Here is an 11034-nt window from a genome sequence, read left to right as displayed (position 1 = left end):
CTAGCGTGTTCGGCGTCCACCGACACCAACGGGGAGAAGGGGATGAGAAGGACACAGATCATCGGGGGCGCCCTGGTCGGGGCAGCCGTACTGGGTGCCGTCCCGGCCGGGACCGCGGCCTGGGCCGACGGCCCGGACACGCGGCGCCAGGCCTGCTGGACCGACGCGAAGATCGACGGCAGGCAATGGGTGAGGACGTTCGACAAGGCGTTCGCCAACCCGAACTACCTCAAGTGCGGGTCGCCCGTCGGCTACCTCTACCAGGGCGAGAACTACGTCTACTGCAAGAAGTGGGGCCAGGAGTACGACGGCAAGTACGGCACCAACCACTGGTGGCTCTACACCGACCTCGACCAGGGCGCCAAGCGCGGCTGGGTGTCGGCCTACTTCCTGACCGGGCCCGGCAACGGCGACGACAAGGCCGTGGACGTCAACGGCAAGACCATCCGGACCTGCTCGAAGGTCTACTGACACACGCGACGGGGAGAACATGAACAAGATCCGGATCGGGCTGCTGGCCGGCACGGTGGTGGCGGGGGCCATCACCGCGGCGGCCCCCTCGGCGGCCATGGCCGCGACGACCACCACCGGCACGTGCCCGAAGGGCGACGTGTGCGTCTGGAGCGGCAAGAACGCCACCGGCACCCGGTGCAACTGGACCGGCGACGACCCGGACTGGCAGGGCGGGTCCGTCCGGTGCCGGCCCTACGGGTTCAAGGTCAACACCATCTGGAACAACGGGTACACCAGCGACCCGTACCACTGGGTCCGCTTCTTCCACGGGGCGAACTACCGGAACGAGGTCTCCGACGCGGTCCCGGTCACCGCCAAGCCGATCAACGCCGGCAACGTGTCCATCCGCTCTCACAAGTGGGCGAAGTAGATGAAGAAGATCACCGTGGCCGCCATGGCCGCCGCCGGGCTCGCGACGCTCCTGACTCCCACCACGGCCCAGGCCGACGCCGCGTGGCAGGGCTCCTGCGCGAAGGGCGACTTCTGCGTCTGGAGCGACAAGAACGGCACGGGCATCAAGTGCGCCTGGACCGGCGACGACCCCGACTGGTACGGCGGCGACATCCGCTGCAACCCGAGGTTCTTCGTCGTCTCCTACTGGAACAACGGCTACACCGGCTCCTACAGCAAGGTGAAGGTGTACATGCAGGCGAACTACAAGCGCCACTGGGCCACCATCCCCGCCGGTAAGCGGGAGAGCCTCTGGGAAGGCCAGCCCTTGCGCTCCCACAGATGGGCGAACTGAGCAACACCAAAGGCCGCCGGGCTAGCGCCCGGCGGCCTTTCGCTTTCAGCAGGTACGAACACCCCGCGCGGGCCCCGACGTACGCCGCCACCGGAGCGCCCGCCCGCGCGGGCCGGCGCACGTCTGGGGCCGCGTCACGGGATCGTCCCGCAGGACGGCGGCGTGGACCTCCTGGAGCTCCCGGCCCGGCTCCAGGCCGAGCTCCTCGTCCAGGCTCCGGCGCCCCTCGTGGTAGACGTCGAGGGCCTCGCTCTGCCGCCCCGCCCGCGCCAGCGCGATCATCAGCAGGACTCGCAGCCGCTCCCGGAACGGGTGCTCCCCCACCGGCCCCATCAGCTCCCCGACGAGCTCCCGGTGACGCCCGAGGGCCAGCTCCACCTGCGCCGCCTCCTCCAGGGCGGTGAGCCGCAGCTCCTCCCACCGCAGCGCGCTCGCCTCGATCCCCGGACGGTCGAGGCCGGCGAGCACCGGGCCGTCCCACAGCCTCAGCGCGTCCTGGAACAGGTCCGCGGCCTCCGCCGGCCGCCCCGCCGCGACCGCCTCCCGCGCCCCGCCGATCAGCTCCTCCGCCGCCACCGCGTCGATCGCACCGGCCTGCGCGGGGACCCGGTACCCGGGCCGGACGGTCTCGATCACATGATCGGCGCAGCCCGCGCACCGGAACGCCCGCCGCAGGCCGGACACCGCGATGGCGATCTGGGTCCGGGCGGACGCGGGCGGGCGGTCCCGCCAGACGACGTCCACGAGCCGGTCCACCGGCACCGGCCGGTCCGGCTCCAGCAGCAGCGCCGCGAGCACCAGCCGCGCCCGGTCGCCGCCGAGATCGACCGGCGTCCCGCGCACACCGGCCCGCAATGGACCCAAGATCTGGAAACTCACACCCTCGGTCACCCGTCGCGTCACCCTTTCCCTGGCGCTCACTGCCGTGGACGGTCGCGGGGTGCGGGGTACCCCAGAACCTTAGACAACGAGCCGCCGGAACGGTTCGTCCGGACGCCCTAAGACCTGTTCCGATCCGTTCAGAACAGAGAAACCACAGGTCAGCACCGCCGGGTGATCGCGGGATCGGGAGCGCGCCCGACCCGCAGATCGGACGCGGGCACGTACCCCCAGGCGTCCAACTCGGGCATCCGGGTCGAGTGGTCCCCCTGCGTGTAGTACCAGATGTCGTTCCCGCCCGAATGCCGCTGGCCGCGCGTCCAGCAGATGAACCAGCTGGGATCGGTCTCCAGGACCGCGATCTCGCTACCGAACGCCGCCTTCTCGTACACCCCGACCCGCGGCCTGTTGGGACACTGGAACAGATCCCCCCACGTCCGCTTCATCCGCGTGTCCTTGACATTGCCGCTGACCCGCTGACACGACCCCGACCCGTCCCCTCCCGCGAGCAAGAAGACGCCGACGCCCACCACCAAGACCCCGACGAGCCCGCCCGCGTACCACCGCCACCAGCGGACTCCGGGGCCCGGCGGCACCTCGTCCGGCACCGAACCACGATCGACCACACCCCAATGCGAGATCCACCGCTCGACCTCGCTCTCCGGAGCGTCCTGACCGCGATAGCGCAGGCACGCCTCGACGAACCGGGCGGTGGCGGTCTCCGGCGGCCGGGTCAGCGGGTTCTTCCCGATCAGGTTCGACACCGCCGCGGGCGACAGCCCCGGCGACCGCGCGCACAGCGCCCGGTACTTGGGCCGTCCGCACCACTCGTACAGCGCGCGGAGCCGGGCGATGAACTCCGACCAGGTGTTCGCTTCTTCGGGAGCGGGCGGCGGGGGGTCGTCCTCAGCGGGCAAGTCTCACTCCTGCGGTCGAGCGGGGCCACACCCATTGTCACTACCCCACCACACCGCATCCCGAAGAACACGACAGGAAAGCGCAGAGAGCCCGCGAAACACCGCAGGCGTCAACGAAGAAAGAAACCCAACCCCGAGAACACGCTCAAGAGCCACAACCGGAAGGGGGCGTGGGGGCGGAGCCCCCACATCGGGGGTCCGGGGGTCGCCCCCCGGAAGACACCGCGGCCCCGCGAAGACGAGGCAAAGCCTGTCGAGTATGCGCAGCCACCGCTCCCGCGATTGGACTCGAAGCATTCCGGACAAGATCGCGTCCAGCCCACTCCCTCAGTGACCAGCGGCACGACCGTCCAGAGCTGTCCAGGGCCGTCCAGATGCTCACACAGCGGTTGTCACCCAGTTGGTCACCGCCCGCGCGACGCCGGTAGCGCTACATCCTGGCGCACCCACGCCATCACCGCGGCGCAACGGCGTTCGTGTGTCCAGCATCCTGTTGCCCGTCCGTTCGGGGCAGGTCTGTATGCCGTGTGGTCCCCAGCTGGCCCCAGAGGCGGATCTTTTCAGGACATCCGCACCACCACGTGGGAGGCGATGAAATCTGTATGATGAGGTCTCGTTAGTGCCATCGCCAATGGCGTGTGTCACAAGAGACTTGGGGGGATTAAGTGACGGAGGAAACCGAGCACGTTCCGGCCGACTCACCAACTGTCACGTCTGCAGCCCAAGACGCTCTTAGAGCACAGAAAGCCAGATGGTTGCGGCAGGCCGCTTCAGTGCCGAATCTCCATGCCGGAAAGCAAGAGATGTTTCCGCGGACCATCGAGTTACTCCAACTGATCTCCAGCGGAGCCGCCACCGACCTCGACATTTACCCTCAATTGTCGAGCGGAGAATACTCCCTGACCTGGCGGAAGGTTGCAGCAGCGCTGCGTCCGATGGGGTTGGTAGAGAATCGGAAGGGGACACTTGAACTGACAGAGGATGGGGCGCAACTTCTTGCAGACAAGTCTCGCTCCCGCCTAGCGACCTTGATGGCTGATCGAGTCCGGCTCTTTGCGGAGGTCCTAGGTCTTCTGGTCCAAACGCCACTTACAGTAGAAGAAGCCAACGCTCAAATCGTCGAGGCATATAACCTCGACTGGACAAGCGTCAACAACATTCGCCTCAGGATGACTTGGCTAGAGGTGCTAGGTCTGACCGAATGGCTGGCGGACCGGAAGCAAGCCGCGACCCAGGAAGGGCGCGAAGTCTTCGCAACCTGGGAAACTGTTTCTCCAGAAGCCTTTACATCCAATACCGAGCGATTCGCCGCCGATATCCCCGAAGCCCCAGCTGAAATCATTGTCCTCCTCGATCGACTATTGACGAACGCCGAAGCACAAGAGCAGCGAAAAACCTATAACATCTGGGTGCCCAGCCCGGCTAGCGATCCCAACAAGGTTGAGAACCTGAAGGTTTGCATTGCCGCCGCAGCGGACCCGATCCGGAAGGAAGAATTTCTTGGTTTTATTGCGAGCCGATTCGAACTAAAGCGGAGTAGCGTCGACTCGATGCTCCCCTTCATGCGTGCAGCGGGGCTTCTACAGGAGGTTCGCCGAGGCGTTTTCACTGCAACTCCAGCAGCAAAGGCATGGTTGGCCACAGGTTCCGCAATTGACTTCATCCGTATCCTTCATGGAAACATGCGCTTCGTTGGCGAATTGCTTCGCTCGGCTACAGCGAATGTCCCACGTACTTACGTATATACCGAGGGTGCGCGCTATGGCATGAACAAGGAAAAGGTGCGCTGGCTCATCGCCTTCTTGGTTGATGCCGGACTTCTTGAAGAGACGTCCTGGTCATCGGTGCAGGCCACGCCGACGGGACGCCGTCTCATCGAGTCACTCCCGTTAGCAGAGCCAAGCGTTGTGCCGGAGTCTGTGCCTGACCCCGGTCAGACCGAACCTAGTGCGGTGGTGCACGCTGGGACCGAAGCCTCAGATATCGCGGCGGATCTCGTCCGCACGGCCGCAGACCCATCTGCCGACGGGAAGGCGTCCGGCGCCGCGTTTGAAGCGTTCCTTGAGCGCGCATTTCAGCACATGGGGTTTCAGACGCAGCGAATCAGCGGATCGGGCGACACCGATGTCCTTGTCCAATGGCATGACACGGCGGGAGCCCTGCGCACAGCGATCGTCGATGGAAAGTCTTCTGCGTCGGGTCACATTGCGCACGGAAACATAAACGAATTCGCGATCGGTACACACAAGGACAAACACTCTGCAGAGTTCGTGGCGATCGTTGCCCCATCCTTTAGGGGCGACACGGTCGCGAAGGCAGCACAAGGGAAGAATTGGGTACTCGTCACGGCCAGCGAGCTCGGCGATCTCGTCCTATCAGCTGAAGCACTCGGCCTCCGACCCAATGAACTTGGGATGATGTTCGAGGCACCAGACGGACGTTCCAGACTCACCGACCTGATTGATACGCGACAGCGAGAACTCGATATCATCACGCTCGTAATTGCGCGCCTCAAAGCCGAACTGGAGATGGAAGAGCCTTTTTCTCCGAGGGACGTATCTCTGATCGAGCGCACATCGGAACTGGCGCCGAGTGTTGACGAGTTGCTCGAGACTTTTGCCCTCCTGGATCGGCTTGACCCGACCATCGTGCAAAGGATCGAAGAGTCGCCGGATCCCCGGTACTCTACGTACCGGTTCGGCGACGTCAAACCTGCCGCGGTGCGTCTTCGCGCTCTGGCCGCCGCCATCGAGCGTGGCCTCTGAGGAGCACTCCAACCCCGGCTTTTAAACTGCCAGGACACTGCTTGCCAGACCGTCCCGTAGCCGGCGACGTAAGCTGAAGCGGAGGCCGCCCGCCAAGTCAACCGCGCGGACGGCCCGGTTGTCGGGCTACCTAGAAGACGTACAGTAATCCTCGGGCCGCCCGAGCTCGGCGACGAGGCTTCATCCCTAAGTGACTTGCTTGAACTTATTTGGTGCCACTTTCTGTGTTGCGACAATCTTGTCGATCTCCATGTTCCAGGAGATGCCGAGGTGTTCGTTCAACATGCCGACAAACTCTTCGCCGTTGATCAATTTGAGGCGGGCGCTAATCATTGGATCACCGATCCAATCTTTGGCCGATTCCGGACCTTGCTCCGTGAAGTCTGTTGTAGATATCATCACTCCTTTTGTGACTGGCTTGTACGCAAAACTAGAGAATGCCCTAACCGCGAGGACGTCGACGTTTGAGGCATGATTTTTGCATTCGACGTAAATTACTTCGCCGTCTTTGGTGGCTATTACATCCACGCCACCATCTTTCTGAGATGGCGTTACTTTGACTTCATATCCCATGGCATAGTATAGGGCGGCCGCCAAATATTCCATCTCTCTTGGATCTAGACTTCTAAGCAGTGAGAGTTTACTGAGCCTCGCAGAAGTGTCTTGAATTATATAGCGATATCGAATTACGGTCATTGCATCGCTCAAAGCTTCCAGTTTAAGGTCTGACATAACCTGAGCGTGTGCCAGATAAAACAAGGAGACTGCATTTATTGCTTCACGGGGAAAATGAGGGAGTAGATCCAATACCCAAGTCAACCCTGGCCACAGGGGTTGTTTTGTTTTTCCTGCAAGATTGAGTATAAGGCGCTTTTCAAACTCAGTGTACGCGCGCGGTCGAAGCTCTCCGTCTGTGTAGATAACTGGTCCGGTCGCCTCAAGGGCTTGAGCGGTTATTTTGTCAAGTAGCGTTGGGCCGCGAGCGTCCCCTAGCATGTTGCCAATAATGTTCCGCACTTCCTCTTCCGGCCAGCTGGATATGTTGGAGAGATAGCCCTCTTTAATCTCTTCATTTGGGAATGCGACGACAATATAGTCGGGCGAGGGTTGCGGTCTTTTATGAGACGTCACCGCACGCCATTCCTCAAGCGTATACTTGGGCATTGCAGACCTCTGTGATGCGCGATCATAGATTTGTGGCGTAATCAATAGTACAAGGCCAGGGCGTGAGACGCAGCATAACGCGGAACTTGAACGACCGGATTCATGTGGAGCCGAACCTTGCTGCCTGCTGATCTTGACGTCAGGGTCTGGACCGTTTGGTCGCAGTGCGAGAGACTTGCAGTATGGCTAAGTTGACCATGGACATCAAGCCGATGGGACGAACTCACTGCTCTGTTGGAGGATGAGCAGAGACTTCGGTCCGAGTACCCCAGGGTGGCCGAGTACCTAGACATGGCAGGACGGCTGGCGGGAACTGGTGACGCTCAGGCCGACGCACAGTTCGATCTGCGGTTCGTGCATTACATGACCGGCGGCGAAGCCATGAGCTCTAATCCGTACTGGGACATCGTCGAACCGTTCGTGGCTGAGCAGGGGGCCCGCCGCGTGGTGAATGGTGGTCAGGCGTCAGGAAGTCCACGGCTCGCCTTTGCGTAGATGCTCCTACAAGCGAACTACGCTTATACGATACCTGCCCCACAAACTCTCGAATGGGTAGCGGACTTTTGTGGAGATCTCCCGATAGTGGAACTGGGCGCCGGTCGGGGCTATTGGGCGGCACAGTTGGCTCAGGTGGGGTTGACCGTTGACGCGTACGACTCCAAACCGCCGGACAAGAACAGAAACACTTCATTTCCCGAGGCAGCTGGCCAGGTAGACGTTTGGCATCCTGTGGAAGGCTTGGCTGAGTTCGTGACTCGTAGCCAATCGGCGGATTATGCACTGTTCCTCTGCTGGCCGCCTGGCTGGGGGGACCCGATGTCGTCCGAGGCGCTTACGGCTTTCGAAGAGGCTGGGGGTGAGCGACTTGTATACATCGGAGAGCCGCAGGGCGGAAAAACGGGAAACGACGCTTTCTTTGACGGTCTAGCCGCTCGCTGGAGATTGACCTCGGTCGACCCAGAATTCGTTTCATGGTGGACGGATTCAGACGTGGCTCAGGGCTGGGTTAGAACCTAAGTCCGTGCATTACAAAGGGGGTGTCGGATGAGTCGACACCCCCTTTGTTATTCCTCTACTTGAGGGACATGCGGAACACGAACGCGTCGTAGCGGTCCCGGGGATATAAGATGTCGGAGAGCATGATGATTCGCTCGTCGGCGGACAGGAACCGCTGGTGAACCGTCTTGACAAGGTCGCCGGGCGTAGTCCGCAGCCACTCGGCATGCGTCGCCACCGGTAGTTGGTCGGAGATCGTCTCTTCCAGGTAGGCGGCTTCCGAGATGCCTGGCCTCGTGTTCCCCGACGAGAACGGAGACAAGCGCGGCCCCATGAACGTCCTACGGGCGTTCCGCGGGGTGGCCAACCTTGCTGGCCTCAAGGGCGCCGAGTGGACGCCGAGGGAGTTGCGCCACAGCTTCGTCTCCCTGCTCTCAGACAGTGGGATGCCCCTGGAGCAGATCGCCCGGCTCGTGGGCCACGCCGGGACCAACGTCACGGAGACGGTCTACCGGCATGAGATCCGGCCGGTGATCGAGGACGGCGCGACTGCCATGGATCAACTCTTCCCCGGCAGCCACAGGGAGCGATAGTCACGCAGTTGGTCACTCAGAGACCGTCAGAGCCCCTGTCCACGCGTGGATAGGGGCTCTGTACTGGTGTAACGCTGAGGTAAGGAAGCTCCCGCGATTGGACTCGAACCAATAACCTGCCGGTTAACAGCCGGCTGCTCTGCCGATTGAGCTACGCGGGATCGTGCGTCCGATGGGGTCGGGCCCCTGTCGGCGGGTCCTAGGTTAGCGCATGTGCGGAGGTGTTCGCGCACCGTTATGGATGGGGGCGGCGGCGGTGGGTATGGGGGTGTCACGATTCCGCCCGAGTGGGAGTTGGACATGAAGACCCGCATGATGTTCATGGCAGGAGCCGCGATCGGCTACGTCCTCGGGACGAAGGCCGGGCGCGAGCGGTACGAGCAGATGAAGCGGCTGTCGAAGCAGGTGTCGGAGAACCCGAACGTGCAGGAGGCCGCCGGGATGCTGCGGTCGAAGGGCGAGGAGTTCGCCGGGGCGGCGCGCGGCAAGGCGGGGCAGTTGAAGGAGCGGGTGCCCGAGCAGATGCCGGGGCGGCACAAGGCGGAAGAGGGCGAGCAGCCGCCCGTCTATCCCGGTTAGAGGCCGGTCTGGCGGCGCAGGTCCTCCAGGATCTGCTCGGCCTGGGCGCGCAGGCCCGGGTCGGCGGGGTCGAGCCCGGCGTCGAAGACGAACGTCCAGCGCACGTCGCCTCCGGCGGCCGGGCGCCGGCCGGCGATTCGCACCTTGCCGCCGGAGGGCAGGGTGGCGTGGTGGGTGACGGCGATGGTGGCGGTGACGCGTTCGCGGACGGTCTCGGGCACGGAGCCGGGGTCGGTGAGCCGGACGTGGTGCTCGGCGCCGCCGGAGGTCTCCTTGACGTGCAGCCAGCCGTCCTTCCAGGTGGCGTGGTCGACGCGTTCCCAGGGGATGCGGACGAAGCCGCCGGAGGGGGCGGGGACGTGCAGCGCGGTGACGGTGGCGACGACGTGGGAGCCGCCGCGGGTGGGGGCGGAGGCGAGGACGCGTTCGCCGCGTTCCAGTGTCAGCGTGCCGCGGAGCGCGGGCGGGAGGGGGCCCCGGAGTAGGCGCATGGGTCCACGGTAGGCGATCAGGCGGCCTGCGGGGCGCGCCGGGCGCCGAGGAGGTCCAGGACCAGCGCCGCCGACCAGGCGTAGTCGTGGCTGCCGCGGCCGGTGCCGTCGAACGGGTCGAAGAACTCGCGGAAGCCGGACTGGCGGACGAGCCGCATGGTGGAGCCGTAGAGCAGGTCGGCGACGACCGGGAGGTCGTGGCCGAGGGCGCCGTACCAGATGAGCCAGTTCGTGCTGATCCAGGTGGGGCCGCGCCAGTAGCCGGCGCGGTCGAACGCGGGGGCCTGGATGTCGCAGGTGGGGACGGGGTATCCGGCGGCGCCGGCGAAGCGGGCCGACAGGAGCAGGTCGACGAGGTTGCGGACGATCGGGGCGGGCAGCTCGGGGTCCAGCAGGGGGCCGAACGAGCCGGCGGTGATGACCGGCAGCAGCCGGCCGTCGCGCAGGTCGCGGGCGCGGAAGCAGCCGGTCTCGGCGTCCCAGAGGCGCTCCAGCATGGCCCGGTGGACGAGGTCGGCGCGCTCGCGGTGCGGGACGGGGTCGGCGCCGATGATGCAGGCGACCTCGGCGAGGGCGTGGGTGGACGCCAGGTAGGTGGCGTTGACGAGGGGGTCCTCGACGGCGAACGGGTGGGTGTCGCGCAGGTAGTCGGGCCGGTATCCGGCCTCCCGCATGAGGGCGACGAGCCACACGTAGCGGTCGTAGTCCTCGCCGGTCGGGAGCGCGTGGGTGCGCAGGCCGGGCGCGTAGGAGGACGGCGGGAGGCGGAGGGCGCCGAGGGGGCGGTCCCAGGCGGGGCTGTTGTCGAGGCCCGACTCCCACGGGTGGCAGATGGCGACGAGGCCGGTGGAGCCGAGGTCGCGGCAGCGGGTGAGGTAGCGGTGCTGGGCGTCCAGCTTCGGGTAGAGGTGCGCGAGGAACGCCCGGCTGGCCTCCAGGTCGGTGGCGCATTCGTGCAGGCGGAGGGCCGTGAGGGCGTGCAGGGGAGGCTGGGTGAGGCCGGAGGTCTGGACGCCGTGCGGGGCGTCCGGCTGCCGTTCGCTGTGCCACAGGTCCGGGCCCGGGAAGAACGCGTGCCGGTCGAGGGTCGTGTTGAACACGATGTGGGGGAGCATCCCGTCCGCCCACTGGCCGCGGAAGAGGGAGAGCAGCTCGGCCTCGGCCCGGTCGCGGCGGTGGCGGGCGAGCCCCATGCTGACGAAGGCCGAGTCCCAGCTCCACTGGTGCGGGTAGAGGCCGGGCGAGGCGGCGGTGGCGGTCCCGGTCCAGTTGGCGTCGAGGACCCGGGCCGCGGCGTTCCACAGCGCGGTCTCGTCGCCGGTGAGACGGGAGCTCATGTGGTCCAGGTGACCTCCTCCTGAAGCGAGAGGGGTTCACCGTGATTGTCGCCTC

General features: G+C 64.8%; 13 protein-coding genes and 1 tRNA gene. 7 read left to right on the top strand and 7 right to left on the bottom strand.

Annotated elements, in window-relative coordinates; translation table 11 throughout:
* The first annotated feature begins 42 nt into the window (after positions 1-42).
* The 3 genes from K8Z49_RS44640 to K8Z49_RS44630 are packed head-to-tail and all read left to right on the top strand — an operon-like array spanning position 43 to position 1258.
* Complete coding sequence (locus K8Z49_RS44640) at positions 43-471, top strand: hypothetical protein (RefSeq protein WP_075019765.1); 429 nt, start codon at positions 43-45, stop codon at positions 469-471.
* Positions 472-490: 19 nt separating this feature from the next.
* Positions 491-883, top strand: coding sequence for a peptidase inhibitor family I36 protein (locus tag K8Z49_RS44635; RefSeq protein WP_021596604.1), 393 nt, complete (start codon positions 491-493; stop codon positions 881-883).
* Entirely contained in the window at positions 884-1258 is a 375-nt protein-coding gene (locus K8Z49_RS44630; protein WP_075019764.1) for a peptidase inhibitor family I36 protein, read from the top strand.
* 45 nt (positions 1259-1303) lie between these two features.
* Here K8Z49_RS44630 and K8Z49_RS44625 read toward each other — a convergent pair whose 3' ends face one another.
* Complete coding sequence (locus K8Z49_RS44625) at positions 1304-2149, bottom strand: AfsR/SARP family transcriptional regulator (protein WP_412516971.1); 846 nt, start codon at positions 2147-2149, stop codon at positions 1304-1306.
* A gap of 149 nt (positions 2150-2298) precedes the next feature.
* The gene (locus tag K8Z49_RS44620) at positions 2299-3054 is read right to left on the bottom strand and encodes a hypothetical protein (protein ID WP_075019762.1); all 756 of its coding nucleotides are present in this window, start codon (positions 3052-3054) and stop codon (positions 2299-2301) included.
* Between the two features lie 665 nt (positions 3055-3719).
* Here K8Z49_RS44620 and K8Z49_RS44615 point away from each other — a divergent pair.
* Positions 3720-5819, top strand: coding sequence for a restriction endonuclease (locus tag K8Z49_RS44615; RefSeq protein ID WP_412516970.1), 2100 nt, complete (start codon positions 3720-3722; stop codon positions 5817-5819).
* A gap of 186 nt (positions 5820-6005) precedes the next feature.
* Here the strand turns inward: K8Z49_RS44615 and K8Z49_RS44610 are convergent, their stop codons facing one another.
* Positions 6006-6983 carry a restriction endonuclease gene (locus tag K8Z49_RS44610; protein WP_412516969.1) on the bottom strand — a complete coding sequence of 326 codons (978 nt, stop codon included), beginning with the start codon at positions 6981-6983 and terminating at the stop codon, positions 6006-6008.
* Between the two features lie 291 nt (positions 6984-7274).
* On the opposite strand from K8Z49_RS44610, the gene K8Z49_RS44605 reads away from it, so the two are divergent.
* Positions 7275-7478, top strand: coding sequence for a hypothetical protein (locus K8Z49_RS44605; RefSeq protein WP_412516968.1), 204 nt, complete (start codon positions 7275-7277; stop codon positions 7476-7478).
* Positions 7479-8055: 577 nt separating this feature from the next.
* On the opposite strand, the gene K8Z49_RS44600 is transcribed toward K8Z49_RS44605, so the two are convergent.
* A complete protein-coding gene (locus tag K8Z49_RS44600) occupies positions 8056-8217 on the bottom strand; it encodes a hypothetical protein (RefSeq protein ID WP_412516967.1) in 162 nt (53 codons plus the stop codon).
* Between the two features lie 58 nt (positions 8218-8275).
* Between K8Z49_RS44600 and K8Z49_RS44595 the strand changes: the two genes are divergently transcribed.
* Complete coding sequence (locus tag K8Z49_RS44595) at positions 8276-8572, top strand: tyrosine-type recombinase/integrase (RefSeq protein WP_412516966.1); 297 nt, start codon at positions 8276-8278, stop codon at positions 8570-8572.
* 88 nt (positions 8573-8660) lie between these two features.
* Here K8Z49_RS44595 and K8Z49_RS44590 read toward each other — a convergent pair.
* Positions 8661-8733, bottom strand: a tRNA-Asn gene (locus K8Z49_RS44590).
* Between the two features lie 139 nt (positions 8734-8872).
* Here K8Z49_RS44590 and K8Z49_RS44585 point away from each other — a divergent pair.
* Positions 8873-9151: a YtxH domain-containing protein gene (locus K8Z49_RS44585; RefSeq protein WP_024936001.1), complete on the top strand. Its 279-nt coding sequence runs from the start codon at positions 8873-8875 to the stop codon at positions 9149-9151.
* On the opposite strand, the gene K8Z49_RS44580 is transcribed toward K8Z49_RS44585, so the two are convergent.
* Both K8Z49_RS44580 and K8Z49_RS44575 read right to left on the bottom strand, forming a co-directional pair.
* A complete protein-coding gene (locus K8Z49_RS44580; protein ID WP_021596599.1) occupies positions 9148-9642 on the bottom strand; it encodes a hypothetical protein in 495 nt (164 codons plus the stop codon). The two genes, K8Z49_RS44585 and K8Z49_RS44580, sit on opposite strands and share 4 nt — an antisense overlap.
* Positions 9643-9659: 17 nt before the next feature.
* Positions 9660-10979: an MGH1-like glycoside hydrolase domain-containing protein gene (locus tag K8Z49_RS44575; protein ID WP_021596598.1), complete on the bottom strand. Its 1320-nt coding sequence runs from the start codon at positions 10977-10979 to the stop codon at positions 9660-9662.
* Positions 10980-11034 lie beyond the last annotated feature (55 nt).

The sequence above is a fragment of the Actinomadura madurae genome, from assembly GCF_047130825.1.
In the GTDB taxonomy this organism is placed as follows: Bacteria; Actinomycetota; Actinomycetes; order Streptosporangiales; family Streptosporangiaceae; genus Spirillospora; species Spirillospora madurae.
Note: the sequence above shows the minus strand (reverse complement) of the source record. Positions and strands in the feature narration are given on the sequence as shown.

Excerpts from the sequence above, each read along its gene's own strand:
- K8Z49_RS44640 (WP_075019765.1), top strand. The coding sequence starts at position 43 with ATGAGAAGGACACAGATCATCGGGGGCGCCCTGGTCGGGGCAGCCGTA.
- K8Z49_RS44635 (WP_021596604.1), top strand. The coding sequence starts at position 491 with ATGAACAAGATCCGGATCGGGCTGCTGGCCGGCACGGTGGTGGCGGGG.
- K8Z49_RS44630 (WP_075019764.1), top strand. The coding sequence starts at position 884 with ATGAAGAAGATCACCGTGGCCGCCATGGCCGCCGCCGGGCTCGCGACG.
- K8Z49_RS44610 (WP_412516969.1), bottom strand. The coding sequence starts at position 6,983 with ATGCCCAAGTATACGCTTGAGGAATGGCGTGCGGTGACGTCTCATAAA.
- K8Z49_RS44605 (WP_412516968.1), top strand. The coding sequence starts at position 7,275 with ATGGCAGGACGGCTGGCGGGAACTGGTGACGCTCAGGCCGACGCACAG.
- K8Z49_RS44585 (WP_024936001.1), top strand. The coding sequence starts at position 8,873 with ATGAAGACCCGCATGATGTTCATGGCAGGAGCCGCGATCGGCTACGTC.
- K8Z49_RS44580 (WP_021596599.1), bottom strand. The coding sequence starts at position 9,642 with ATGCGCCTACTCCGGGGCCCCCTCCCGCCCGCGCTCCGCGGCACGCTG.
- K8Z49_RS44575 (WP_021596598.1), bottom strand. The coding sequence starts at position 10,979 with ATGAGCTCCCGTCTCACCGGCGACGAGACCGCGCTGTGGAACGCCGCG.